The organism is Collimonas sp. (assembly GCF_035566375.1).
Taxonomy (GTDB): domain Bacteria; phylum Pseudomonadota; class Gammaproteobacteria; order Burkholderiales; family Burkholderiaceae_D; genus Collimonas.
In genome coordinates this window covers 13,528-40,490 of sequence record NZ_DATMRK010000010.1, presented here as the reverse complement: position 1 = coordinate 40,490, position 26,963 = coordinate 13,528, and the positions used below count along the sequence as shown (strand labels likewise).

Genomic DNA, 26,963 nt, shown 5'->3' with positions numbered 1-26,963 from the left:
TCCCATCCCGAACAGGACCGTGAAACGACTTTGCGCCGATGATAGTGCTGCAACCAGTGTGAAAGTAGGTCATCGTCAGGCTTTTATTAAAAAACCCTCTGTACTCTCGTACAGAGGGTTTTTGCTTTGCGCGGACGGTTTGCATAGTCCGCGTCATACGTTAATTTTTTGTGTACTACCTCAAGCATTCAGCAAAAAAAAGCCAGTCAGCTTTCGCGACTGGCTTTCCTGCTTATATCCTGCCTATCTATCCTGCTTCTTTATCTGGATTAATGGCCCAATTTAGAAGGGATAAGCTACCCGCAACACCGCGAAGTTCGCACCGCTATTCGGCTTCTTGATGCCGCCATTGGAGAAATGCTGCAACTTGAGACCAACATCAATGCCGTTACTGAACACATAGCCAGCGCCGAGATGATCGCCAAACTCAAAAGCGGTGGAGAAACGACGGCTATTGTTGTCATACAGATGTGACATCAGATGCACGCCAATCCCGGCTTCTCCGTACAGACCCTTTTTATCGTTGGCCTGGAAGCGGAACACCGGCGTGAAGCCGATATCAGTCAGGTTTTTCTTCTGGCCGGGAATATTCTGGTACTGGTTTTGACGGAATTCAGCCAGGCTCAAATCCCAATAACCACCGAGTTGCGTGCTGCTCCCTTGCCACAATGCTGTGTTCCAATCCCACTGGGCGGCAACTCTGGCCAGTTGGCTCTTGTTTCCGGTACCCAGTTCGAAGGACGCGGAGTCTACCGCAAAGCTAGTTGAGTGAACACCAGCCAGCAGGCTGGCTGCCGCTAGAAATTTGAGTCCGGTTTGTTTTTTTTGCATGAAAGACTTTCGAACGTAAGAAAATAAAAAAAGCGAAACAAGTCGTCGCGGTATTCATATGGAAGGCTGCGCTGGCCGCTATCTAACTTGTCGCGGCGCGCAGCTACAGCCCTAAAGAATAGTCGAAAACCGGGATCGTTGCCGAACTACAGGCAATTCCTGTCGTAAAACTGTGAATGTCTGCACCGAGTCAAGCAACGTAAGCGGGTTCAATCCTGCCAGGCACATCGACCCGGAGTGACAGGATGCAGCCGGATGAGGGGTATTTTTCAAGCTCTGCAGCGCTGCGCTTTTCCCTTACGCTGGTGATATACAGCGTACGCAAGTCAGGCCCGCCGAACGCCATCATGGTCGGGCAGCGTACCGGCAAGATCACCTCCTGCAGCACCTCGCCTGCGGGCGACAAGCGCAACAACCTGCCGCCTTCGTACATTGCGCACCAATAAGCATCCTCGCTATCGACTGCTGCGCCGTCCGGGCGGCCGCCGTAGTCGGGCGCGTTCTTATCCATGGCGAATTGCTTCAGCACGCGGCCTTCGCCAATTTTTCCGGTTGCCAAATCAAACTCGTAACTACAGATCCTGTGTGCAGTGGTGTCGCTATGATAGAGCGTGCGGCTATCGCCACTAAATCCGAGTCCGTTGGAGACGGTCACGGGATTACCGGCAGGCCGCACAATATTCTTTTCAACTGCATATAGCTGCGCGCCGGCATGATCGCGTGGCTCGTAAATCGTGCCGGCCCAGAAACGGCCGGCGGCGTCGCAACGGCCATCGTTAAAGCGTGTGGTGGCGGTGTCGTAAGGGGCGTCGGCAATCTGCGTGAATTCACCACTGTCAGTATTCAAACGCGCCAGACCGGTGCGCATGGCAACGATCAAGCCACCGCTGGCATGCCGGCCGATACAGCCAGGTTCGGCATTCAGCTGCCACATGGCGTGCTTACCGTCGCCAGGCCGCAGCCGATGTACTTGCATCGCCGAGATATCTACCCAGTAGAGCGCAGCCTCGTCGGGATGCCACAGCGGGCATTCGCCCAATTGCATAGGTTGATCATAGGCGATTTCTAGTTGGTTCATGAGTATGATGATTGGATGAGGTAAGGCGGAACGGGTTGCAGACCGACCCAGAGAAAGCTGCCTTGGCATAGATGCCAGGGCAGTATCGCAATTACAATTTCTTCAGATAGGATTCCGCAAGATTGACCCAGTAACTGGCGCCAATCGGCAGCAAGTCGTCGTTAAAGTCGTAGCTGGCATTGTGCAGATTGCAAGGGCCGAGGCCGTGGCCGCCATCGCGATGGGAGCCTTCGCCGTTACCGATGAATACATAACAGCCCGGCTTGTTTTGCAGCATGAAAGCAAAATCCTCTGCGCCCATGGTTGGCTCCACTTGCGGATTCACATTGCTGTTGCCGACCATTGCCTGCAACACCTCAACCACGAACGCAGTCTCTTTGGCGTGATTCACCAGTGGTGGATAATTGCGGTGGAATTTGAACTCGACGTCAGCGCCGAACGCCGCGCCAGTATGTTGCGCGATTTCCCGCATGCGTGCCTCGATCACATCCAGCACTGCAACCGAGAACGTACGCACCGTGCCAATCAGCGTCGCTTCATCGGGAATCACGTTAGTGGCGCTGCCGCTATGAATCTGCGTTACCGACAAGACCGCCGGATCATTCGGATTGATATTACGCGAGACGATGGTCTGCCAGCTCTGTGCAATCTGCACCGCGACCATCACCGGATCAACGCTCTTATGCGGTTGCGCAGCGTGCGAGCCCTTGCCTTTGACGATCACCTCAAACTCGTTACTGGAAGCCATCATCGGGCCAGGCGTCACACCAAAACTGCCAGCCGGCATGCCCGGCCAGTTATGCATGCCGAACACCGCCTCCATCGGATATTTTTCGAACAAACCGTCGTCGATCATGCGTTGCGCACCACCGCCGCCTTCTTCGGCCGGCTGGAAAATCAGATAGACAGTACCGTCGAAATTGCGGTGTTGCGCCAGATGATGTGCCGCACCAAGCAGCATCGCGGTGTGGCCGTCATGCCCGCAAGCGTGCATCTTGCCCTGATGCTGGGAGGCATGCGGAAAGGTATTCAATTCCTGCATGGGCAAGGCGTCCATATCCGCGCGCAGGCCGATCGCACGGTCGCTGTTGCCGTTTTTAACGATACCGACCACACCGGTCACACCCATGCCGCGTACGATGGGAATCCGCCATTCCGTGAGTTTGCGGGCCACCACATCGGAGGTCCGTTGTTCTTCGTAATTGAGTTCGGGATGTGCGTGCAGATCACGTCGGATTGCTTGCAGTTCCGCCTGGAAGGCGATGATGGGATCAATCAAATTCATATTGTGCTCCTGATATGTGGCACGCCTTTTGCCTAAAAAAATGATGCATGGCGTAAAGTCCAGAATGTGTATATTACGCCTACACGGTCCGTCGGTGTTCACTCACAGGAGAGCATTATGCGTCTGATGTCATGGCCAGCAATGGGATTGCGTGTATTTCTGATTACCTCTTGCCTGCTGTTGCTGGCGCCCATCGCGCCGACAGCCGCCGCACAGGAATTCAAACTGGCGATGAGTTCTCCGCCAACTTCGATGGATCCTCACTTCTATAATTTATTTCCCAACATCAACGTTTCCGATCACATCTTCGAGCAATTGGTAGCGATGGACGCCGACAGTCATATCATTCCTGCATTGGCCGAATCCTGGACACTGGTGAATAATCTGACTTGGGAATTCAAGCTGCGCAAGGGCGCCAGGTTCCACGATGGCAGCCCGCTGACGGCTGAGGATGTTGCCTGGTCCCTGGATCGCCCGGCCACCATCGTCGGCAGTCCGGGAAAATTCGACACCTACACCAAGGCCATCATCAATAAAAAAATCATCGATCCCTATACCATCCAACTCACGACCAAAGAGCCGTATCCGCTGCTCCTGGCCGACCTGACCTCGATCTACATCGTTTCAAAAAAAGCCACGCAAGGGCTCAGCAGCGACGATTTTGCCAGCGGCAAAGGCATGATTGGCACCGGTCCATTCAAGTTCGTTAAATTCCAGCGTGACGACCGCATCGAGCTGGAGCGCAATAACGATTACTGGGGCAAGAAGCCGGCCTGGAGCAAGGTCACCCTGCGTTTCATTCCAAACGATGCGACCCGCCTGGCGGCCTTGCTGGCCGGGGACGTGCAGGCAATCGAAAACGTGCCGACGCCGGACCTGGCGAAAGTCAGGGCGGACAAAAACCTGAGTTTCTATTCCAAGGTATCGCACCGCGTGATTTACCTGTATGCCGATACCCGTCGTGAAAAATCGCCATTCGTCACCGACAAGGACGGCAAGCCCCTGGACAAGAATCCGCTACAGGATGTGCGAGTGCGTCGCGCATTGTCGATCGCCATCAACCGCGACGCAATTCGCGATAGGGTCATGGAAGGGTTGTCGGAACCGACTAATAATCTGGTGCCGGCAGCCTTGTTTGGTCACAATCCGAATCTCAAACCGCCCAAATACGATCCCGAAGCCGCGAAGAAGTTGCTGGCCGAGGCCGGCTATCCCAACGGTTTCGGCTTGACCTTGCATACGCCGAATAACCGCTACATCAACGATGAAAAAATCGCACAGACCATCGCCCAGATGTGGTCGCGCATCGGCATTGCCACCAAGGTCGAGGGCGCGCCGATGTCAGTGTATTCCGCACGCGGCGCCAAGAGCGAGTATTCGATCGGCTTGCTGGGCTGGGGTGCACAGACCGGTGAGGTATCGTCGCCGCTGCGGGCGATGGTGGCTTGCGACAATCCGGCAAAAGGCATGGGCGCCGTCAACTGGCTGAAATATTGCAATCCGAAAATGGATGCGGTGCTGGCCAAGGCCCTGATCAGCGTCGATGACAAGGAGCGCTCACGCTTGCTGCAAGAGGCCACCGCAATCGTCATCGATGATGGCGGCGTGATCCCGATTCATCAGCAAGTGACCACATGGGCCACAAAAAAAGGTATCGTATATATCCCGCGTACCGATGAGCGCACTCACGCTTACGGATTTTACCCACAGTAAAAATCGCGCGGCATCCGCTCATCGACGGTGGCGAGCGGATTTTTTATGGATGAATTTAGGATAAACGATGCTGGCTTTTATCATCCGCCGTGTATTACAGAGCCTGGTCGTGCTGCTGGTCATGTCACTGCTGGTATTTATCGGAGTGTATGCGATCGGCAATCCGATCGACGTGCTAATCAGTCCCGATGCCGACCAGATCGAACGCGCCAAGGTGATCGTCGCCTTCGGCCTCGACAAGCCGCTCTGGCTGCAATATTTCATTTTCCTGAAGAACGCGGCGGGCGGCGATCTGGGCCGTTCGTTTGCCTATTCGACACCGGCCTTGACCCTGATTTTCGAACGCATGCCGGCCACGCTGGAACTGTCTTCGGCGGCGATCCTGCTTTCCATCGTGCTGGGCCTGCCCTTGGGTCTGCTCGCCGGGTTGCGGCCGAATGGCGTGGTCGGTAAAGCCATCATGGCGGTGTCCATCCTTGGATTTTCATTGCCGACTTTTTGGGTCGGTCTGATGCTGATCATGGTGTTCGCGGTGCAACTAGGCTGGTTGCCCACCAGCGGCCGCGGCGAAACGCAATTACTGTTCGGTGTGCCGGTCAGCTTTCTGAGCTGGGACGGCCTGCGGCATTTGCTGATGCCGGCCTTCAACCTGGCTCTGTTCAACATCGCTTTAGTGATCCGCTTGACGCGCTCCGGCGCACAGGAGGCGCTGATGCAGGACTATGTCAAATTTGCTCGCGCCAAGGGCTTGCGCAACAGCCGCATCATCGGCGTCCACGTATTGAAGAATATTTTGATCCCGATCGTCACCGTGGTTGCGCTGCAGTTCGGTTCGATCATTGCCTTCTCCATCGTCACCGAAACCGTGTTTGCCTGGCCCGGCATGGGCAAGCTGATTATCGACTCGATCCGCGTGCTTGACCGCCCGGTGATCGTCGCCTATCTGCTGTTGATCGTCACAATTTTTATCCTGATCAATCTGGTGGTGGACATGTTGTACTCTGCGCTCGATCCGCGCGTGCGCCTGGCAGAAAGCAAAGGTTGATATGGAACTGACACCAGCCTTCGAAGTTGCAGAGACGCCGTGGCAACGCTTTGCGCGAAATTTTTTCGGCAGTAAAATTGCCACTGCAGGGTTCGTGCTGCTGGTATTGATTGTGCTGGCGGCGATCTTCGCGCCTGCCATCTCGCCGCAGAATCCCTACGACCTGGCCAAGCTGGACGTGATGGATTCACGCCTGGAGCCGGGGCAGAAATCGGTCGATGCCAGCATGACCTATCTGCTCGGCACCGACGACCAGGGCCGCGATATGTTGTCGGCGATTTTGTACGGCATCCGCATTTCGGTGATGGTCGGTGTCGTCAGCACTATCATCGCGCTGTCGCTGGGCTTGACGCTAGGATTGCTGGCCGGTTACGCCGACGGCCGCATCGAAGCTTTCATCATGCGGGTTGCCGATATTCAGCTATCGTTTCCGCCTATCCTGATCGCCTTGATTTTGCTGGCCTTGACCGGGCGCGGCATCGACAAAATCATCATCGCTCTGGTGGCGGTGCAGTGGGCCTATTACGCGCGCACCACGCGCAGCGCGGCGCTGGTAGAGCGCAAGAAAGAATACATCGAAGCCGCCACGGCGCTCGGCCTGTCGCCGTTGCGGATAATGTTCCGCCATCTGCTGCCCAACTGCCTGCCGCCGCTGATCGTGGTTGCCGCCCTGCAGGTGGCGTCGGCGATCTCGCTGGAAGCGACATTGTCTTTCCTCGGCCTTGGCTTGCCGATCACGGAGCCGTCGCTTGGTTTGCTGATTGCCAACGGCTTTCAATATCTGCTATCCGGCAAATACTGGATCAGCGTGTTTCCCGGCATTGCGCTGTTGGTGACTGTGGTGACCATCAATCTGGTGGCAGACCAGTTGCGCGACGTCCTCAATCCACGCTTGCAAACACAATAAGCCGCTATAGAACCAGTCATGGACAATACAACGACACTGGTCGTCAATAATCTGCAGACCCAGTTTGCCACCCGGGCCGGACTGGTCAAGGCGGTTGACCAGGTATCGTTTTCGGTCAAGCGCGGAGAAATAATGGGCTTGGTCGGCGAATCGGGATCCGGCAAATCGATGACCGGATATTCGATCATGGGCCTGGTCGATGCGCCGGGAAAAATCGTCGGCGGCGAAATTCTGCTGCAAGGAAAAAATCTGCGCGACTTGCCGGCAGAAGCCATGCGCAAGATTCGCGGCAATCGGATCGCTATGATATTTCAAGACCCGATGATGACCCTGAATCCGGTGCTGCGCATCGATACTCAAATGATGGAAGCAGTGCGGGCGCATCAGGATGTCAGCCGGATGGTAGCGCGCGAGATGTCGCGCGAAGCGCTGGTACGGGTTGGTATTGCGTCGCCGGACGAACGGCTGCAAGCTTATCCTCATCAATTTTCCGGCGGCATGCGGCAGCGCGTGGCGATTGCGATTGCCTTGCTCAATCAGCCCGACCTGATTATCTGTGACGAACCGACCACGGCGCTGGACGTGACGATACAAGGGCAGATCCTGTATGAGATGCAGAAGCTGTGTCGCGAGTCCGGCACGGCGTTGATCTGGATCACGCACGATCTGTCGGTAGTGGCAGGGTTAGCCGATACGGTATCGGTAATGTACGCCGGCCGCATCGTCGAAAGCGGCACGGTACAGCAAGTACTGGATCATCCGCGTCATCCATACACCTACGGTTTGATTGCGTCGGCGCCGTCGCGCAATCCACGCGGCCAGCCGCTGCAGCAAATCCCCGGGATGACGCCATCGCTGCTGAATCTGCCGGACGGTTGCGCATTTCGCACGCGCTGCGCGCATGCAACCGCCGAGTGCCAGCAGACGCCGCAATTGCGCGAAGTGGAACAACGCATGCTGCGTTGCTTCCATCCGTTGCGGGATAGCGTTGCCGAGGTGGTGTCATGAATCATGTAGCAGACAATAACTTGGAACAACCATCGCCCAGCGGCCTGCTGGAACTGCGGGCGGTCAGCAAGCAGTTCGTCAAGACGCTCGACAGCGCGGCCAGGATCGCCAACCTGTTCGGCGCCGGCATGCAGCAGGAAGTGGTGCATGCGGTGGACCAGGTGAGCCTGAGTATCAGACGCGGTGAGGTGGTCGGACTGGTTGGCGAATCCGGTTGCGGCAAGTCGACGTTGGGGAGGATGGCAGTCGGCTTGCATAGCCTCACGGCCGGCACGCGGCTCTGGAAAGGGCAATCGCTGGAGCAGCTCGACGTCGCTGAAAGGCGCAAGAAGCAGCTGGCGATCCAGATGATTTTTCAGGATCCTTATGCATCGCTGAATCCGCGCATGCGAGTGCAGGATATCGTCGGCGAAGCACCGCTGGTGCATGGTTTGGTCGACGCATCGCAACAGCGCGACTACGTTGAAAGCTTGCTGCAACGGGTTGGCTTGGACGCTGCCATGCTGCGCCGTTTTCCGCATCAATTTTCCGGCGGCCAACGGGCGCGCGTGGGCATCGCACGAGCGCTCGCGGTCAAGCCGGAGTTCCTGGTCTGCGATGAAGCAGTGGCAGCGCTGGATGTGTCGATTCAGGCTCAGGTGTTGAATCTGTTCATCAAGTTGCGCGACGAACTGGATCTGACCTATTTATTCATCAGCCACGACCTGGGCGTGGTTCGCCATTTGTCGGATCGAGTGGTAATCATGTATCTTGGCCGTATCGTCGAATCGGCCGCGGCTGATTCGATATTTACCCGCGCCAATCATCCGTATACGCAGGCGCTGCTGGCGTCGGCACCCAAGCTGGAAGTCCGGCGCACGGAATTTTTTGCGGTAAAGGGAGAAATCCCATCGCCGCTGCATCCGCCGTCGGGCTGCCATTTCCACCCGCGCTGTCCGCATGCGATGCCGCGCTGTAAAGTAGAAAAGCCGGAATTGAGAGAAATCAGCGTCAACCATTTTTCCGCCTGCCATCTGAACGATGGTACGGCTTAGAGGACACGATATGAACACCTTGAATACTTTGAACAATGCCGGACTGACTCCTTCGGCCGACGTCATGGCAATGATCGAACGCCTGATTGCTTTCCAGACCGTATCGCGCGATTCCAACCTGGGCTTGATCGAATGGACCCGCGATTACCTGGCCGGCCTCGGCGTCAAGTCACGTTTGACCTACGACGCTAGCGGCAAGAAAGCCAATCTGTTTGCAACCTTGGGCGAAGGCCCTAAACCCGGCTTGATCTTGTCTGGCCATACCGACGTCGTGCCGGTCGACGGCCAGGCCTGGGATACCGATCCGTTCAAGGCCACCGTCAAGGATGGTCTGCTGTACGGCCGTGGCTCGGCCGACATGAAGAGTTATATCGCCACCGCCCTGGCGCTGGCGCCGCAATTCCTGGCCGCCGGGATGGCCGCACCGCTGCACTTCGCCTTGTCGTATGACGAGGAAGTGGGTTGCATCGGCGTGCAAGGATTGATCAAGGATTTGCAAGAACTGGGATTGCAGCCGGCGGGTTGCATTGTCGGTGAACCGACCTCGATGCAGCCGATCATCGCGCATAAGGGCACGCATCGCTTTCGTTGTTGCATCCGCGGCCGCGAAGCGCATTCCAGTTACACCACCATGGGCGTCAATTCGATCGAGTACGCGGCGCGCATCATCGTCTATATCCGTCAGATGGCAGATCGTTTTGCGCAACTGGAAACCCGCGATTACGGCTTCACCGTGCCCTACACCACCATGCAGACCGGGCTGATACACGGCGGGCTGGCGTCGAATATCGTGCCCAAGGATTGCAAGTTCGAATTTGAAGCCCGCACCATGCCGGGCATCGACGTCGAGCATCTGTATAAAGAAATTCAAGGTTTCGCCGCCACATTGTTGCCAGAGATGCAAAGAGTCGAGCCAAACGCAGCCATCGATTTCGAATGGCTGGCGTCGGCGCCTGGCTTGAGCATGCAAGAGAGCGACGCCGTGGTGCAACTGGCGGCAGCCTTGGCGCGCAACAAGCCGAACGGCGCGGTTTCCTACGGCACCGAAGCGGGCTTGTTTCAACGAGCCGGCATTCCGACCGTGGTTTGCGGCCCCGGCAGCATCGAACAGGCGCATCGGCCGAATGAATTTGTTGCGCTGGAACAAGTTGCGCAGTGCGAAGCTTTCATGCTGCGCTTGATGGACCCGGAAATGCAGCTGAAAGTCGCAAAATAAGCAGAAGTCATCAAATCCATCTTGTTTCACTGGATTTTGCTAAAGTAGCGGATTGAAGCGCCTTGGTTCCGATAACATTATGACTACTTCGATTGTCCGTGCCGCCTGCCCGCACGATTGCCCCGATACCTGCGCGCTGTTGGTGACCGTCACCGATGGCGTCGCCACCGAAGTCCGCGGCGATCCGGATCATCCGACTACCGCCGGTGTGCTCTGCACCAAGGTATCGCGCTATACCGAACGGACTTATCACAAGGACCGCCTGCTGCATCCGCTCAAGCGGGTCGGAAAAAAAGGCGAAGGGAAATTCGTACAGATCAGCTGGGATGAGGCGATCGCCACGATTGCCGAACGGCTGGGCGCGATCGCCGCCCGCAATCCGCAAGCCATCCTGCCTTACAGCTACGCCGGCACCATGGGCCTGGTGCAGGGCGAATCGATGTCGATGCGCTTTTTCAACCGCATCGGCGCTTCGCTGCTGGACCGCACCATTTGCGCTGCGGCTGGCGGCGCCGGCTACAAATATACGATAGGCGCCAGGATCGGCACCGACCTCGAACAATTCCAGAACGCCAAGCTGATCCTGATCTGGGGCGGCAATCCGATCGCCTCCAATCTGCATTTCTGGATGCGCGCACAGGAAGCCAAGCGGCGCGGCGCCAAACTGATCGCGATTGATCCTTACCGCTCCTTAAGCGCGGACAAATGCCATCAGCATATCGCCTTGCTGCCCGGTACCGATTCAGCGCTGGCGCTCGGCATGATGCATGTGCTGATTGCTGAAGACCTGCTGGATCACGACTACATCGCGCAATACACGCTAGGTTTCGAGCAGTTGAAACAGCAAGTGTCGGCATGGACGCCAGAGAAGACGGCTGAAGTGTGCGGCATCAGCGCCGAGGAAGTGCTGGAGCTGGCGCGCACTTATGGCGGTGCGGCGCAACGCGGCGAAGCGGCGGCGATTCGCGTGAATTATGGTTTGCAGCGCGTGCATGGCGGCGGTATGGCGGTACGCAATATCACTTGCCTGCCGGCCCTGGTCGGCGCCTGGCGTCATGCTGCCGGCGGCGTTCAATTGTCGGCCTCGGACAGTTTTCCGAAGAATAACCAAGTCCTGCAGCGCCCTGATTTCCTGACTAAGCAGGGACTGGCGCCGCGCACCATCAACATGAGCACCATCGGTGACGATCTGTTGCGCGAAGCCTCACCAGAGTTCGGCCCGAAAATCGAAGCCCTGATCGTGTATAACTCGAATCCGGTAGCGGTAGCGCCGGAATCAAGTGTCGTCGCGCGTGGTTTCGCGCGTGAAGATTTATTCACCGTGGTGCTGGAACATTTTCAAACCGATACCGCCGACTACGCCGACATCGTGTTGCCGGCGACCACTCAGCTGGAGCATGTGGACGCCCATTCGGCATACGGCCATCTGTACATGCTGGCAAATAATGCCGCGATTACGCCGCTCGGCGAGGCCAAACCGAATACCGAAATTTTCCGCCTGCTGGCGGCGCGCATGGGTTTCGACGACGCCAGCTTCCGCGAGAGCGACGATGAAATTGCGGCGCAAGCTTTCGACCGCAAGAATCTTCACGCGGTCCATTTCGATTGGGATGCGCTGAAGCAAAAGGGCTGGCAAAAACTGAACGTACCGGATGCGCCGTTTGCCAACGGCGGCTTCCCAACGCCGTCTGGCAAATGCGAATTCTACAGTGCGCAAATGCTGAAAGACGGACTCGATCCTTTGCCGACTTATATCGCGCCGTATGAATCGCGGGCCAGCAATCCCGAGCTGGCCGGGAAATATCCGCTGGCGATGATTTCACCGCCGGCGCGTAATTTTCTCAACTCCAGTTTCGTTAACGTTAAAAGCTTGCGCGACACCGAAGGCGAGCCGCATCTGGACATGCATCCAGCCGACGCCGAAGCAAGAGCCTTGTCCAGCGGCGACACCGTGCGTATCTATAACGACCGCGGCAGTTTCAATGCCAGGCTGAGAGTGACGGACAAGGCCAGGATCGGCCTGGTGGTGGGCTTGTCGATCTGGTGGAAAAAAATGGCCAGCGACGGCAAGAATGCCAACGAAGTGACTAGCCAGCGACTCACCGACATGGGCCGGGCGCCGACCTTCTACGATGTGTTGGTGGAAGTGGAAAAAGTCGCGGCCGGAGATAGTGCCGCCGTATGAACGCGCGGCTGCTCACGGTTTTGCTGTTAGCCGTGCTGGCAGCCGGTTGCGCCCAGCTTGCCTACTACGGACAAGCCGCAAACGGCCATTTTTCCTTGCTCGACCGAGCGCATCCGATTGACGATTGGTTAACCGATCCCAGCGTTGACGCCGGCCTCAAAGCCAAACTGGAACGTACCAAGCAAATGCGCCGTTTTGCGGTGAGCGATTTGAGTCTGCCGGACAATCGCAGTTATACCGAATACGCTGATCTGCAACGGCCGTTCGCGCTATGGAATGTGGTAGCGACGCCGGCCCTTTCGCTGGAGCCCAAGCAATGGTGTTTCCCGATTGCCGGCTGCGTCAATTATCGCGGTTATTTCAGTCAGAGCGCGGCACGGAAATTCGCCGCCGGCTTACGACAGCAAGGCTACGACGTGCAGGTCAATGGCGTGCCTGCCTATTCCACGCTCGGCTGGTTTAACGACCCGCTGTTATCAACCTTTATCCGCTATCCGGACGGCGAAGTGGCGCGCCTGATTTTTCATGAGCTGGCGCATCAGACGGTATACGCAAAAGGCGATACCCAATTTAACGAGTCGTTTGCAACCACCGTCGAACAAGCCGGTGTCGAACGCTGGCTGGATGCAGTAGGCAATCAGAAAACGCGCGACGCTTACGTTCAGTTTGAAGGACGCAAAGAGGAATTCGTGGCGCTGCTGCTGCGGTATCGGCAACGGCTTGCAAGCAACTATGCAAGCGATCTCAGCGATACGCAGAAATTGCAGCAGAAGGCGGAGATTTTTCTCGCTCTGCAAGCGGATTATCAGGTACTCAAAACAAAGTGGGGCGGCTACACCGGTTATGACCGCTGGTTTGCCGAACCGCTGTCGAATGCTCATCTGGCATTGGTGGCGACGTATTACGATCTGGTTCCAGGTTTCAAGGCGTTGCTGGCGCAGCAGCAGACCTTCAAGAAGTTTTATGCAGCTGTCGCCAAGCTGGCGGCCTTAAGCAAGGAAGAAAGACATCGGCAGCTGGAGGAGCTGGCAAAAACCAAGCCCATGTAACACCCACCTTGGTTACAATAATGTGAGCCTGTCGAACTTAGGGACGATCGGCTGCAAAAATACCTGAGCGGTCCATATTTCACCGACTTCTTGGTCAATAGCTTGCTATTGACACTGCGAACCCGGAAAAATCTGTCCTCGCCCAGCTATTTTTTCGCTTCGATCCCCCTAAGTCCGACAGGCTCCTGATGACATTTAACGCCGACCTGCATCGCAGTACGTTGAAATTGCCCAATCGCCTGGCGCGCAATGGGGACGGGGTCTATGACTCTGTGCTGGAAATGAGTGTGCTGGACGCCGGCCCGGAATCGAGCTCATCCAATGGCCCCGGGCCCAGAAACCAGCAGCCAACCATGGTGTTTATCCACGGCTTTGGCGGTCGCGCTGCCTACTGGGAATATCAGCTTGAGCAGTTCCAGCTTGACTATCGGGTGATTGCCCTCGATCTGCGCGGACATGGCTATAGCGACGCGCCGACCGCAGCCGATGGCGCCAGCTACGATGTGCCGGAACTGGTAGCAGATATCGCCGCCGCGCTGGATCAGCTGGACCTGCCGCCGCGTTTCATCCTGGTTTGCCACTCGTTCGGCGGCGCACTCTCCGCCTATTTTCTCAAGCTGTTTCCGCAACGTGTGTCGGCGCTGATCATGATTGCGTCGGCAGCACGCTTCCGTTTGCGTCTGGCGGGCCGCATCTTGCTGCGCATGCCGCCGACCGTGTTTGATATGGTGCGCAGACTGATGCCGTATGTCGGTATCACCGCTGCCCGTATCTATCCACCGTCGCATGTGGTGTACCTGCAAAACAAAAATGCCTTGCTGCCGTGGGATGGCGCCGAATACATGCGTGCGATCAATGTGCCGACGTTGGTGATCCTTGGCCACCGCGATATCTTGTTCGATGAAGAAGCGTACAAGGAAATCGCGCGTTTGATTCCGGGGGCAGAAGAGGTGGTGGTGCCGGTCTCCGCGCATCAGGTGATGGTGGAGCGACCCGATGCTGTCAATCGTGCGATAGAACGATTTTTGCAGATGCAGTCCGATCCGTCAGAACTAGCGGAACGGCGTACACAGAAAAAGGCCGAACGGCGCGCCGCCCGCAAGCAGCTCGAAGCCGAGCGGCCGTGGCTGAAATTCTACGATGCCCGCACGCCATACCGCATCAAGATGCCGACCGTGCCGTTGCCGCGTTTGTTGGAAGCGACCGCCAGGCGTTTTGGCAAAACCACGGCGCTGTTTTATCGCGGCGGCAAGATCGACTGGCGCGAACTGGATCGGCAAGCCAATCGTTTTGCCCATGGCTTGCTGGACATGCGCATCAAGCCCGGCGACAGGGTTTTGCTGGCGCTGCCGAATATTCCATCTTTGGTGATAGCTTATTTCGGTATTCTCAAAGCCGGCGCGGTCGCCGTTCTCAGCGATGCCGCTACGCCTAAAGAGGTGTTGCTGACGCGGATTGCAGACAGCACCGCCGTGATGCTGGTGATCACCACCAACCGCTACGACGAATTGCGCGATGCGCTGCAAAACGATCGGCGCGCAGCGGGCTTGCGGCGGGTGATATTTGCTTCAATGATCGATCACATGGGCTGGCGCGAAAAACTCAAGTTCGCGGCCTTGCATCATGTGCAGGAAGGACATTGGCTACCCTGGTTCCGCCAGGACAAACAGCATCGCAGGCAGGAGCGGCGCTATCTGAAATTCAAGCAAGTGCTGGGACGCGGCAGCGTTGCGGCTACCGAGCTGACGCAGGAGGTCGACGCCATTGCGGTGGTGGTCTACACCTACGGCGCCACCGGTACACCGTTGCCGGTGGCGCTATCGCATCGCAATCTGGCGGCAAATGCGTTGCAGCTGCGGCATTGGCTGCCGGAATCCAGGCCTGGCGACGAGCGTTTCCTGGCGCAGCAACCCTTATCCAGCGCCTATGGCCTGACCGGTTTGTTGCATCTTGGGGTTTATCTGGGCGCGACCCTGATCCTGTTGCCGGGAGCCGAGCTGGAGCCGCTGTTAAAGACCGTCAAGAAGATGCGGCCGACCTATTTTCCGACTACGCCGCGCATGGTGCGCGAACTGGCGCACACGCCGGGCGTGCGGCGCTACGGTCTGGCCTCGATCCGGGTCTGCGCTGTCAGCGGTTCGCCGCTGCCGCAGGAAATCCGCGAAGAATTTGAAAAGCTGACACGCGGTCGGCTGGTCGAAGCCTATGGCTTGACCGAGGCATCGCCGGCGGTGCTGGCGATGCCGCTGGCGGCGCGCCGGCATCCGGGAGTGGTCGGCGTGCCATTGCCGGATACGGAAGTGAAAGTGGTCGATCTGGATACCGACGCCGATCTGCCCAGCGATACGCTGGGTGAGCTATGGGTGCGCGGGCCGCAGTTGTTCTCCGCTTACGATCAGGGCCACACCTGCGCCGCCGAACACAACGCGACGGCATTGAACCTGATTGCCAGAAAAATAAGCAAGGAGCGCTTGCATGACGGTTGGCTGGCTACCGGCGACGTTGCCAGCATTGACGAAGACGGTTTCGTTTCCATCATCGACCGCAAGAGTAATATGTTGATACGGGGCGGCCAGCGCGTGTTTCCAAGACAGATCGAAGAAGTCTTGTTCGAGCATCCGGCGGTGGCGCTGGCTCACGTGAAATGGAGTCCGGACGAGGAGGGCGTCAACCATCTGCGGGCAGAGGTTTTGTTGCACCGCAACATGGAGCTCAGTGTCGATGATTTGCTCAAATATGCATCAAAACGCTTGCATGCGGAGGCTTTGCCCGATAGCATCGCGATAGAACAAAAAAATACAACCGTGCTTTTTTAGCGGATGCAGCAATACTCCCCTATCGGCGTGTTTTCTTCCAGTGAGACAAGCCAAAAACAATGCATTTATAACAAGCAGAGACTAAAGGCAGAACATGGATAAATTTTGGCTCAAATCGTATCCTGAAGGCGTGGCCACCGAGATTGACTACACCCAATATCAGTCCCTGGTGCAGTTGCTGGAAGAAGCGTTCCAGAAGTATGCATCGCGTAACGCCTATGCCTGCATGGGTAAATCCCTGACTTATGCCGAGGTTGACCAGTTGTCTCGCAAAGTCGGCGCCTGGTTGCAAAGCAAGGGACTGGAAAAGGGTGCGCGAGTCGCCATCATGATGCCCAACGTCTTGCAATATCCGGTGGCGATTGCCGCGATTTTGCGTGCCGGTTATACCGTGGTCAACGTCAATCCTTTATACACGCCGCGTGAGCTTGAACATCAACTGAATGATTCGGGCGCGGAAGCTATCTTCATCCTCGAAAATTTTGCCACCACCCTGCAGCAGGTCATCGCGCGGACCAAGATCAAGCATGTGGTGGTCGCCAGCATGGGCGACCTGATGGGCGTGAAAGGCTTGCTGGTGAATCTGGTGGTGCGCCATGTCAAGAAAATGGTGCCGAGTTTCTCTTTGCCGGGTTCCGTTCCGTTCAACAGCGTATTGTCGCAAGCGTCCTCGCTGCAATTGAAACCGCTGACGCTGACGCCGGACGATGTCGCCTTCCTGCAATACACAGGCGGTACTACCGGCGTCTCCAAAGGCGCAACGCTGACCCATCGCAACGTGGTGGCCAACGTGCTGCAGGCGGAAGCCTGGCTCTCGCCTGGTTTGGCTAGCGGTCCGAAAATCGAGCAACTGGCTTTTGTCTGTGCCTTGCCGCTGTATCACATCTTTGCATTGACGGTTTGCAGCTTGCTCGGCATGCGTGAGGGCGCCTTGAATCTGCTGATCCCGAATCCGCGCGATATCGCGGGTTTGATCAAGGAAATGTCTAAGTACCAGATCAATACTTTTCCAGCGGTGAATACGCTGTACAACGCCTTGTTGAATCATCCCGATTTTGCCAAGCTGGATTTCTCCGGTTACCGGGTCTGCGTCGGCGGCGGCATGGCAGTGCAAAAGGCGGTTGCGGACAAGTGGAAAGAAGTCACAGGTTGCCCGATTATCGAAGGCTACGGCTTGTCGGAAACTTCGCCTATCGCCAGCGCCAATCCATGCACCATCACTGAATACAGCGGCACCATCGGCTTGCCATTGCCGTCGACCGAGATCGCGATTCTGGACGACGCCGGTAATCCGGTAGCGTTGGGTCAGCCGGGTGAAATCGCGATTCGCGGTCCGCAGGTGATGCGCGGTTACTGGAATCGTGACGACGAAACCGCCAAGGTCATGACGGCCGACGGCTTTTTCAAATCCGGCGATATCGGCATCATGGATGAACGCGGTTACACCAAGATTGTTGATCGCAAGAAAGACATGATCCTGGTATCCGGTTTCAATGTGTATCCGAATGAAGTCGAAGGCGTGGTAGCGCAGCATCCTGGCGTGTTGGAATGCGCTTGCGTTGGCGTGCCGGACGAGCATGCCGGTGAAGTAGTGAAAATTTTTGTGGTGCGCAAAGATCCGTCGCTGACGGCTGAGCAACTGATGGCGTATTGCCGTGAGCAGCTGACTGGTTACAAGCGGCCGAAATATATCGAGTTCCGCAGCGATTTGCCGAAGACCAATGTCGGCAAGATTCTGCGCCGTGAATTGCGCGACGAAAAGCCGGCTGAGCAAAAACAAGCCGCCTGAGTTTGCAAGGAAAGTGGCATCTTGCCGGACGCCACGCTTCTGAAGTGAAAACCCCGGATGTGCCAGACGCACATCCGGGGTTTGTTTTTTAACGTGACGCCAAGCGCCGATGCTTCCTGCGCGCGTTTAGTCTGTGCTTTACCACTCGGCGAAGCTGCCATCCTTGTGACGCCAGATCGGATTGCGCCAGCGGTGGCCGATAGCGGCGCGTTCCTTGACATACTCTTCGTTGATTTCGATGCCTAGTCCCGGCCCCTGCGGGATGGTCACGTAGCCCTTATCGTAGGCAAATACCTCGGGCTGCTTCACGTAGTCGAGCAAATCGTTGCTCTCGTTGTAATGGATGCCCAGGCTCTGCTCCTGGATGAACGCGTTGTACGACACCGCATCCACCTGCAGGCAAGCAGCCAGGGCAATCGGACCGAGCGGGCAATGCAACGCCACCGCCACATCGTAAGCTTCGGCCATAGTGGCGATCTTGCGGGTTTCGGTGATGCCGCCGGCGTGAGAAACATCGGGCTGGATGATGTCGACATAACCTTCGCTCAGGATGCGCTTGAAGTCCCAGCGCGAATACAGCCGCTCGCCCAGTGCGATCGGCGTGCTGGTCAGCGGCGCCAGCTCTTTCAGCGCTTCGTAGTTTTCACTGAGTACCGGTTCTTCGATGAACATCAGCTTGTACGGTTCCAGCTCCTTGATCAGGATCTTCGCCATCGGCTTGTGCACCCGGCCGTGAAAGTCGACGCCGATGCCGATGTGCGGCCCGACTGCGTCGCGCACTGCGGCGACGTTGGCCAGCGTCGCTTCCACTTTTTCATAGGAATCGACGAATTGCAGTTCTTCGGTGCCGTTCATCTTCACTGCGGTAAAGCCGCGCGCCACCGCATCCTTAGCTGCTGCGGCGGTATCGGCCGGGCGATCGCCGCCGATCCAGGAATAGACGCGGATGCTGTCGCGCACCGGGCCGCCCAGCAACTGGCTGACCGAGACGCCGAGCGCCTTGCCTTTGATATCCCACAGCGCCTGGTCGATGCCGGCCAAGGCGCTCATGTGGATCGCACCGCCGCGATAAAAGCCGCCGCGATACAGCACGGTCCAATGGTCTTCGATATGGCGCGGATCCTTGCCGATCAGGTAGTCGGACAATTCTTCGACGGCCGCAACCACGCTATGCACGCGGCCCTCGACGACCGGCTCGCCCCAACCGACCACGCCTTCGTCGGTTTCTATTTTCAGAAAACACCAACGCGGCGGTACGATGTAAGTGGTCAGCTTGGTGATCTTCATTAATCTCGTCTCCTGGTCAATTTTTTTTCGATGTTTCCGGGGCATTCGCAGTTTCTTGCGCTGCACGCCATGCGGCCACAAATTGATCGGCGTTCTGGCCGACCTGTTCGGCGCTCAGGCCGGGTTTGTACAACGCCGATCCCAGGCCGAAGCCGGAAGCGCCGGCGCTGATAAATGTTGCCAGATTTTCCGGCGTGACGCCGCCCACCGGCAGCAACGCCACTTCGCGTGAAATCACCGCGCGCCATGCTTTGACTACGCTCGGCCCCAGTTGCTCGGCCGGGAACATTTTCAAGACGTCGGCGCCCGCCGCCAGCGCGGCAAATGCTTCGGTTACCGTAGCGACGCCCGGTGCGCAAGCCAGCCCGGCCTGTTTGGCGGCCGCAATCACCAGCGGGTCGCTATGCGGCATCACGATAATCTCGCCGCCGGCGCGTTTGACTGCCGCCACTTGATCCGTGGTCAAGACGGTGCCGGCGCCGATTACGCAGTCTGCCGGCAAGGTATCGCGCAAGGTGCGGATGCTGTCGAAAGGTTCGGGGGAGTTGAGCGGGACTTCAATAATTCTGAAGCCGGCCTCGTACAGTTTTAAGCTGATCGCCGCCACTTCATGCGGCTGGACGCCACGCAGAATGGCGATCAAACCGCATTGTTTCATTGCCGTTTTTAACATGATGATTTCTCGATATTCCGCTGGTTAAGCATGTTGTAATAATCCCGCTGTCAGCGCCAGTTGCCAGAGGCCGCGTTCGGTGGCCTGGGCCACTACTTCTATCGCTCCAAAATCGTATGCGCGCAACACTCGTGTGTAGCGTTCGCACAAGCCGCTCTCGCCGACCAGCATCACTTTAGAAGGTTGCCGTCCCTGATCTCGCAGCATGGATTTCAATGCGGCGATTTCGTGGCCGATCAGCAGCCCGGATAAGTACTCGCGCTGGCTGGCGCCGTCCAATACTCCGGTCAGGCCCAGTGTGCGTGTGCTGAATATGGTCGACAGCACGCCAGCCTTGCCCGCTGCTGTTTGTGCGACCAGAGTGCCGCGCTCGAACGCACGCTGTCCTGCGTCCGCGTCGCCGCCGCTGGCCTGCATGCTGCGCCCTAGAATGGTATGGCCGCATAAGGCGGCGTAGACTTCGCCGGTCATGAAAGTATCGAAATGCGCCACCTGGTCTTGTGCTGCCGAGCGGTGTATCTGTACCCATTTCGAATGGGTGCCGGGCAAGCCGATCAAGATATCGCGGCTTGGCGCATCTGCTCCGCCATTGCCGGGCAGAGCGGACCAGGCGTTCAGGACGCCAACTACCTGAGTCTCTTCGCCGCGCATGACATTTGGCAGCAAGGAATTCTCAATCAGGCCGGGCACGATATGGATCAGTTGGCCTTGGCGGCTGCGCAATGTGCTTAAGTTGCCACCGATATTGTCGACAGCAATCGGCACTTCCAGATACGGAGCCTCACACCATCCCTGGCGGCTGCCTACCATGCCTGCCGCGATTACCGGAGTATCTGGTGCGGCCCGCAACCAATCGCCGCAAGCTTGCTCGAAAGCGGCATCGAAACCGCTCTTGTCGTCAGCATCCGCTTCAGGCAGTTGCATCACGCCGCATGGCAGGGCGCGCAACTCCAGCGTCATGCCGTTGGCTCCGAGCCGATAGGCGCGGAGCGACGAAGTGCCCCAGTCGAGGGCGATTAAGCGCGTTTGATGCTGTGCAGGCGGCATGGGTTTGGCTGGCTTTAAAGGTGCGGAGCAGGATTTAAGAGTTCCGTAGTGTGGCGTACTTTATTCCGCTAGCAATTTCCTGTCAATATATGATATTGTGTCCCAATATATGGGATTCAAAATATTTTCTGACAGGTTTTCATAATGCGCAAATCGCAAGACTCAACAGGTTCGCATGACAATCCGGAGCCGGCTGTGCCGACTGGCACCCAGACCCTGACGCGTGGACTGGCGGTATTACAGGCAGTGGCCGGCGGTGCGCGCGATCTGAAACAAATCTCGCAAGTGCTAGGCACCACACGCAGCACTACGCACCGGCTGGCGAACTGCCTGGTGCAAGAGCGCTATCTGCGCTTTACGCCAAACGCGGGTTACGTGCTGGGGGCGAAACTGATTGAATTAGGTTTCCAGGCGCGCGAAGAAGTATCGCTGAGCGTGGTGGCGCGGCCGTATCTGGAGCAGTTGGCCGAGCAATCCGGCGACACCATCCATCTGGCCTTGCAGGACGCCGACGACGTGCTCTATCTGGACAAGATCCCCGGTAAAAAGGGTTTGGAAATGCGTTCGCGCGTGGGGCATCGGATGCCCATCGCCACTACCGGCGTCGGTAAAGCTTTGATGCTGGGCATGCGTGAAGAGCAATGGAAAAATCTGTACCAGAAGCGCAGTACCAGCGCCAGCAACTATGCTTCGGGTCTATTGCCCAAGCGTAGCTGGACCGAGTTTCGCGATCAGATGCGCGAATATGTCAAAGGCGGTTATGCCTTTGATCTGGAGGACAACGAACCGTCGATACGCTGTGTGGCGGCGCCGATCTATGACGCCAGCCACATGATTGTCGCTGCGATCAGCGTCTCCAGTACCTTGCCCTACATGCCGCTCAAGCGCATGCATTCGCTGATCGCGGTAGTGCAAGCGGCAGCCGCAGGCATCTCCAGCGAACTCGGTGCAAACCAGGATCTAAACCAGGAGGCAAATCAGGGCGTGAGCGGCGGCAGCTGACGCGGCTTGCGCTGCTCATCGGTGGCGACATAAGTCAGCGTCGCTTCCGTCACTTTCACGATTTCTGTCTGCAAGCGGTTACGCTCGGCATACACCTCAACGTTGACCGTGATCGAGGTATTGCCGACCTTGACGATGTCGGCGTAAAACGACAGCAGGTCGCCGACAAATACCGGTTGCTTGAACAAAAAGGAATTCACCGCAATTGTCGCTACCCGGCCATTGGCGCGGCGTGTGGCCGGCAACGAGCCGGCAATATCAACTTGTGCCATGATCCAGCCGCCGAAGACGTCGCCGTGGACATTGGCGTCGGCCGGCATCGGCATCACGCGCAGTTGCGGCATGGTGTCTGGCGGTAATTGGTTGTTGTTTTGATCAGCCATCTGTTATTTCCCCCGAGAGCTACAATTAGTTTTATATCTGTACATTTCCCTAGCTTAAACCATTTAAACCATTCTTTAAGATCGTCATCCTATGCGCCACCATTCTTCTACGTCGCCAGAGCCGGCTGCCTCCACGGGCAGCGGCCAGCCTAAGCGCAGCGACTGGGCCACACTCAAGACCTTGCTGCCCTATCTCTGGACTTACAAGTGGCGAGTCTCGCTGGCGCTGCTGTTCATGCTGGGCGCCAAGCTGGCGAATGTCGGCGTGCCGCTGGTGCTGAAGAAACTGGTCGACAGCATGACCATCACGGCCAGCCATCCGCAGGCGATGCTGGTGCTGCCGCTAGGAATACTGGTGGCATACGGCGCGCTGCGTTTGAGCACCACTTTGTTTACAGAATTGCGCGAGTTCGTATTCGCCCGCGTTACTCAGCGCGCGGTGCGCACCATTGCATTGCAGGTATTCCGCCACCTGCATTCGCTGTCGTTGCGGTTTCACTTGAACCGCCAGACCGGCGGCATGACGCGCGATATCGAACGCGGAACGCGTGGCATCTCGTCGCTGGTGTCCTACGCGCTGTTCAGCATCTTGCCGACCTTGATAGAAATCTCGCTGGTGCTCGGCTATCTGGTGCTGCATTACGATATCTGGTTTGCCGGGATTACGGTGGTGGCGCTGGTCAGTTACATCACGTTTACGGTGACCGTCACCGAGTGGCGCACCCATTTCCGGCGCACCATGAACACGCTCGATTCCAGCGCCAATACCAAGGCCATCGATTCGTTGATCAACTATGAGACCGTCAAGTATTTCGGCAACGAGGATTACGAAGCGCGACGCTACGACGATGGTTTGATGCGCTACGAAACTGCTGCGGTGAAATCGCAGAGTTCACTATCTTTGCTCAACACTGGGCAATCGCTGATCATCGCCATCGCGGTGACGCTGATACTGTGGCGTGCAACGCAAGGCGTGATTGACGGCAAGATGACTCTGGGTGATCTGGTGCTGGTCAACTCTTTCATGATCCAGTTATACATACCGTTGAATTTTCTCGGTGTCATCTATCGCGAAATCAAACAGAGCCTGGCCGACATGGAGCGGCTGTTCCATCTGCTGGATGAGAATCGCGAGATTGCCGACGCCGCCGAGGCCCGGCCGTTATTGACCGGCGGCGCCCAGGTGCGTTTTGCGCATGTCGATTTCAGTTACGAAAGCAAGCGCCAGATTTTGTTTGACGTCGATTTCACGATAGTTGCCGGCACCACTACTGCGGTGGTCGGCCACAGCGGTTCCGGCAAGTCGACCTTGTCGCGCCTGCTGTTCCGTTTTTACGATATCAACAGCGGCCGCATCACGATCGACGGCCAGGATTTGCGCGACATCACGCAAGCCTCGCTGCGCCAGGCGATCGGCATCGTGCCGCAGGACACGGTGCTGTTCAACGATAGCATCGAGTACAACATCGCCTATGGCAAGCCGGGCGCCAGCAAGGAAGAAATCATTGCGGTTGCCAAGGCTGCACATATCCATGATTTCATCGAGTCTCTGCCGGACGGTTATAACTCGATGGTGGGCGAGCGCGGCTTGAAATTGTCGGGCGGCGAAAAACAGCGGGTGGCGATCGCTCGCACTTTGTTGAAGAATCCCGCCGTGTTGATCTTCGATGAAGCCACTTCCGCGCTCGATTCGAAATCCGAACAGGCGATCCAGGCCCAGCTGAAAGAAATCGCCAAGGACCGCACCACGCTGGTGATCGCCCATCGTTTGTCGACCATTGCCGACGCCGCGCAGATTCTGGTGCTGGATCACGGCCACATCATCGAACGCGGCACGCATGCCCAGCTGCTGGCGGCGGACGGCGCTTATGCGCAAATGTGGCTGCGCCAGCAAGCGCATCCTGAAGAGGCGGCGAGCCCGTCGCCCGGCGTCGATGACGGTTACCCTGAAAACGTGGTGCGGATGGTGTAGCCGCGGATGGTGTAGAAGTACAACGCCGGCGCAGATTGTTGACTGGATCTGCGCCAATTTCCTATGCCGCCGGCGCCGACTCGCGTTACGATAGCGGCATGGAAAGCAAATGGTTAGAAGACTTCATTTCGTTGGCGGAAACGCATAGTTTCAGCCGCTCTGCAGAATTGCGTCACGTCACGCAGCCGGCCTTTTCGCGCCGCATCCAGTCGCTGGAGGCGTGGCTGGGAGCCGATCTGATCGATCGCACTTCCTATCCGACGCGCCTGACCGCAGCCGGCGAGGTCTTTTACGAGCAGGCGCTGGAGATGCTGGGCCAGATTAACAACGCGCGTGCGCTGATGCGCGGCAAACGCCCGACCGCTTTGAGCACAGTCGATTTTGCCGTGCCGCATACCTTGTCGCTGACCTATGTGCCGCGCTGGATCCGTTTGCTGGAAAATGGCTTCGGTCCGCTCAACACACGCTTGCTGGCGCTGAATGTGCACGATGCCGTGATGGCCATGGTCGACGGCGGCTGTGATCTGCTGCTGTGCTATCACCATCCGCGCCAGCCGGTACAGCTCGATACCGGCCGCTACGATTTGATCACCTTAGGCAGCGAAGTACTGCGCGCGTATGCCCATTGCAATAAGGCCGGCGTGCCTGATTTCGCGTTTCCCGGCAGCGCGGCCGCGCCTTTGCCATTCTTGTCCTATACCAGCAATGCCTATCTCGGGCGCATGGTTGAATTGATTCTGGCCGACGCCAAAAAACCGCTTTACCTTGAAAAACGCTATGAGACAGACATGGCGGAGGGTTTGAAAATGATGGCGCTGGAAGGACACGGCGTGGCGTTTTTGCCGGAGTCCGCCGTGACGCGGGAAGTCAAGCTGAAGCAACTGGCCAGCGTCGACCATGATACGCCGGAGTGGGAGGCCACCATGGAAATCCGCCTGTATCGCGAACGTCCCACCGTGCAAAGGCCGGGCAAGCCGGTGGTGGCAAGGTTGTGGGCCTATCTGCTGCAACAGCAGGAAGAGGCGGCCAAAGGCGCGGCCAAAAGCGCAAAACGCAAAACCCCGCAAGCTCTCGCTTAAATTCTGAGCCGGCCAGCGATCCGGCATTGTTTTGGATCCCCTGTGGGCGAAATCGCGTTTGCCGCGCGCATTCGCTACGTCTAAATTGCATATTTAATATCAATGCAAAAAAAACATAGTTACATGCGCACAAAGCATTGGCTTTGCCCTATGCCGGTGTCCTACGATTCGCCACTAGATCGATTTAGCCCCGCTGTAGTTTCAAAGGTTGTCCTTTTCCAGGGGCCGGTCTGCAACTTCCAGGAGCGCGCAAAAATATGACTATCAAGCACGAAGTTCCATCCTATCTCACGCAACATGGCATCGGCCCATGGGGCGACTATCTCGAACAAATCGATCGCGTAACCCCCTATCTTGGCAATTTGGCCCGTTGGGTTGAAACCATGAAACGTCCGAAGCGGATGCTGATCGTCGACGTCCCTATCGAACGTGACGATGGCACCATTGCTCACTTCGAAGGTTATCGCGTCCAGCACAACACATCGCGCGGCCCAGGCAAGGGCGGTGTGCGTTTCCACCAGGACGTGACCCTGTCCGAAGTGATGGCCTTGTCGGCCTGGATGACGGTCAAGAACGCAGCAGTCAACGTCCCGTACGGCGGCGCCAAGGGCGGCATCCGGGTTGACCCGAAGACCTTGTCGCAAGGTGAATTGCAGCGCATGACGCGCCGCTACACCAGCGAGATCGGCATCATCATCGGCCCTAACAAAGACATCCCGGCGCCGGACGTCAACACCAACGAACAGATCATGGCTTGGATGATGGATACCTATTCCATGAACCAGGGCAGCACTGCATCGGGCGTCGTCACCGGCAAGCCGATTTCCCTGGGCGGCAGCCTGGGGCGGCGTGAAGCTACCGGTCGCGGCGTGTTCGTGGTCGGTTGCGAAGCCGCTGTCAAGCGTGGCTTGGATATCCACGGCGCCAAGGTTGCCGTGCAGGGTTTCGGTAATGTTGGCGGTATTGCTGCACGCTTGTTCTCGGAAGCCGGCGCCAAAGTGGTGGCGGTGCAGGATCATATTTCTACCGTGGTGCGTTCCAGCGGCCTCGACGTCGCGGCGTTGCAAGCCCACGTTAATGAAACCGGCAGTGTCGCCGGTTTCAAAGGCGGCGAAGAAATCAGCGACCGTGCGCAGTTTTGGGCGGTCGATTGCGATATTTTGGTGCCTGCCGCATTGGAGCAGCAAATCACCGTAGAGAATGCGCCGAAGATCCGCGCCAAGATCATTCTCGAAGGCGCGAACGGTCCGACCAGCCCTGCAGCAGATGACATCCTGCACGAGAAGGGTGTGCTGGTAGTGCCTGACGTGATCGCCAACGCCGGCGGCGTGACCGTGAGTTACTTCGAATGGGTGCAGGATTTCTCTAGCTTCTTCTGGACCGAAGACGAAATCAATCTGCGCCTTACCCGCATCATGCGCGAAGCGTTCACCGCAGTCTGGCAACTGGCTGAGGAAAAGAAAGTATCGCTGCGCACCGCGGCCTTTATCGTCGCTTGTACCCGCGTGTTGCAAGCGCGCGAAATGCGAGGTTTGTATCCTTGATTGATGTTGCGTTATAGTCG

General features: G+C 57.4%; 22 protein-coding genes. 15 read left to right on the top strand and 7 right to left on the bottom strand.

The features are described 5' to 3' along the window. Nucleotides 1-286 (top strand): hypothetical protein (locus VNZ60_RS02250; protein ID WP_325656758.1); only part of this gene is annotated, 286 nt, incomplete at its 5' end. Here the strand turns inward: VNZ60_RS02250 and VNZ60_RS02245 are convergent. From VNZ60_RS02245 to VNZ60_RS02235, 3 genes are all read right to left on the bottom strand, one after another. After that, a complete protein-coding gene (locus VNZ60_RS02245) occupies nt 283-831 on the bottom strand; it encodes an acyloxyacyl hydrolase (RefSeq protein WP_325656756.1) in 549 nt (182 codons plus the stop codon). The genes VNZ60_RS02250 and VNZ60_RS02245 overlap by 4 nt on opposite strands. Nucleotides 832-1,021: 190 nt before the next feature. Next, a complete protein-coding gene (locus VNZ60_RS02240) occupies nt 1,022-1,909 on the bottom strand; it encodes an SMP-30/gluconolactonase/LRE family protein (RefSeq protein WP_325656754.1) in 888 nt (295 codons plus the stop codon). A 91-nt stretch (nt 1,910-2,000) separates the two neighbouring features. Further along, the gene (locus VNZ60_RS02235; protein ID WP_325656752.1) at nt 2,001-3,194 is read right to left on the bottom strand and encodes a M20 aminoacylase family protein; all 1,194 of its coding nucleotides are present in this window, start codon (nt 3,192-3,194) and stop codon (nt 2,001-2,003) included. 126 nt (nt 3,195-3,320) lie between these two features. Here VNZ60_RS02235 and VNZ60_RS02230 point away from each other — a divergent pair, with 126 nt between their 5' ends. The 10 genes from VNZ60_RS02230 (at nt 3,321) to VNZ60_RS02185 (ending at nt 17,956) form a co-directional block, all read left to right on the top strand. Continuing rightward, nucleotides 3,321-4,907, top strand: coding sequence for an ABC transporter substrate-binding protein (locus tag VNZ60_RS02230; RefSeq protein WP_414648761.1), 1,587 nt, complete (start codon nt 3,321-3,323; stop codon nt 4,905-4,907). A 67-nt stretch (nt 4,908-4,974) separates the two neighbouring features. Further along, nucleotides 4,975-5,952, top strand: a complete 978-nt coding sequence (locus VNZ60_RS02225) for an ABC transporter permease (protein ID WP_325656750.1) — start codon at nt 4,975-4,977, stop codon at nt 5,950-5,952. A gap of 1 nt (nt 5,953) precedes the next feature. Beyond that, nucleotides 5,954-6,859 (top strand): ABC transporter permease, encoded by a 906-nt coding sequence (locus VNZ60_RS02220; protein ID WP_325656748.1) that lies wholly within the window; start codon nt 5,954-5,956, stop codon nt 6,857-6,859. 18 nt (nt 6,860-6,877) lie between these two features. Further along, the gene (locus VNZ60_RS02215) at nt 6,878-7,867 is read left to right on the top strand and encodes an ABC transporter ATP-binding protein (RefSeq protein WP_325656746.1); all 990 of its coding nucleotides are present in this window, start codon (nt 6,878-6,880) and stop codon (nt 7,865-7,867) included. Next, the gene (locus VNZ60_RS02210; protein WP_325656744.1) at nt 7,864-8,901 is read left to right on the top strand and encodes an ABC transporter ATP-binding protein; all 1,038 of its coding nucleotides are present in this window, start codon (nt 7,864-7,866) and stop codon (nt 8,899-8,901) included. The genes VNZ60_RS02215 and VNZ60_RS02210 overlap by 4 nt, the downstream gene beginning before the upstream one ends. A 10-nt stretch (nt 8,902-8,911) precedes the next feature. After that, nucleotides 8,912-10,117 carry an acetylornithine deacetylase gene (argE, locus tag VNZ60_RS02205; RefSeq protein WP_325656742.1) on the top strand — a complete coding sequence of 402 codons (1,206 nt, stop codon included), beginning with the start codon at nt 8,912-8,914 and terminating at the stop codon, nt 10,115-10,117. 79 nt (nt 10,118-10,196) lie between these two features. Beyond that, complete coding sequence (locus tag VNZ60_RS02200) at nt 10,197-12,302, top strand: molybdopterin-containing oxidoreductase family protein (protein WP_325656740.1); 2,106 nt, start codon at nt 10,197-10,199, stop codon at nt 12,300-12,302. After that, nucleotides 12,299-13,351, top strand: coding sequence for an aminopeptidase (locus tag VNZ60_RS02195; RefSeq protein ID WP_325656738.1), 1,053 nt, complete (start codon nt 12,299-12,301; stop codon nt 13,349-13,351). Before VNZ60_RS02200 ends, VNZ60_RS02195 begins: the two co-directional genes overlap by 4 nt. A 188-nt stretch (nt 13,352-13,539) precedes the next feature. Further along, nucleotides 13,540-16,167 (top strand): alpha/beta fold hydrolase, encoded by a 2,628-nt coding sequence (locus VNZ60_RS02190; protein ID WP_325656736.1) that lies wholly within the window; start codon nt 13,540-13,542, stop codon nt 16,165-16,167. A gap of 94 nt (nt 16,168-16,261) precedes the next feature. Then, complete coding sequence (locus tag VNZ60_RS02185) at nt 16,262-17,956, top strand: long-chain fatty acid--CoA ligase (protein ID WP_325656734.1); 1,695 nt, start codon at nt 16,262-16,264, stop codon at nt 17,954-17,956. Between the two features lie 138 nt (nt 17,957-18,094). On the opposite strand, the gene dgoD is transcribed toward VNZ60_RS02185, so the two are convergent. The 3 genes from dgoD to VNZ60_RS02170 are packed head-to-tail and all read right to left on the bottom strand — an operon-like array spanning nt 18,095 to nt 20,963. Continuing rightward, a complete protein-coding gene (gene dgoD / locus VNZ60_RS02180; protein WP_325656732.1) occupies nt 18,095-19,243 on the bottom strand; it encodes a galactonate dehydratase in 1,149 nt (382 codons plus the stop codon). 16 nt (nt 19,244-19,259) lie between these two features. Beyond that, the gene (locus tag VNZ60_RS02175; protein WP_325656730.1) at nt 19,260-19,916 is read right to left on the bottom strand and encodes a 2-dehydro-3-deoxy-6-phosphogalactonate aldolase; all 657 of its coding nucleotides are present in this window, start codon (nt 19,914-19,916) and stop codon (nt 19,260-19,262) included. 24 nt (nt 19,917-19,940) lie between these two features. Next, the gene (locus tag VNZ60_RS02170) at nt 19,941-20,963 is read right to left on the bottom strand and encodes a 2-dehydro-3-deoxygalactonokinase (protein ID WP_325656728.1); all 1,023 of its coding nucleotides are present in this window, start codon (nt 20,961-20,963) and stop codon (nt 19,941-19,943) included. A gap of 144 nt (nt 20,964-21,107) precedes the next feature. On the opposite strand from VNZ60_RS02170, the gene VNZ60_RS02165 reads away from it, so the two are divergent. After that, nucleotides 21,108-21,965 carry an IclR family transcriptional regulator gene (locus tag VNZ60_RS02165; RefSeq protein ID WP_325656726.1) on the top strand — a complete coding sequence of 286 codons (858 nt, stop codon included), beginning with the start codon at nt 21,108-21,110 and terminating at the stop codon, nt 21,963-21,965. Here VNZ60_RS02165 and VNZ60_RS02160 read toward each other — a convergent pair. Continuing rightward, entirely contained in the window at nt 21,941-22,348 is a 408-nt protein-coding gene (locus VNZ60_RS02160; protein WP_325656724.1) for an acyl-CoA thioesterase, read from the bottom strand. The genes VNZ60_RS02165 and VNZ60_RS02160 overlap by 25 nt on opposite strands. 91 nt (nt 22,349-22,439) lie before the next feature. On the opposite strand from VNZ60_RS02160, the gene VNZ60_RS02155 reads away from it, so the two are divergent. The 3 genes from VNZ60_RS02155 to VNZ60_RS02145 all read left to right on the top strand — a co-directional run bounded on the left by VNZ60_RS02155 (nt 22,440) and on the right by VNZ60_RS02145 (nt 26,943). Then, nucleotides 22,440-24,320, top strand: a complete 1,881-nt coding sequence (locus tag VNZ60_RS02155; protein ID WP_325656722.1) for an ABCB family ABC transporter ATP-binding protein/permease — start codon at nt 22,440-22,442, stop codon at nt 24,318-24,320. A gap of 98 nt (nt 24,321-24,418) precedes the next feature. Continuing rightward, nucleotides 24,419-25,399, top strand: coding sequence for a LysR family transcriptional regulator (locus VNZ60_RS02150; RefSeq protein WP_325656759.1), 981 nt, complete (start codon nt 24,419-24,421; stop codon nt 25,397-25,399). A 257-nt stretch (nt 25,400-25,656) separates the two neighbouring features. Then, nucleotides 25,657-26,943 carry a Glu/Leu/Phe/Val family dehydrogenase gene (locus VNZ60_RS02145; protein ID WP_325656720.1) on the top strand — a complete coding sequence of 429 codons (1,287 nt, stop codon included), beginning with the start codon at nt 25,657-25,659 and terminating at the stop codon, nt 26,941-26,943. Nucleotides 26,944-26,963 lie beyond the last annotated feature (20 nt).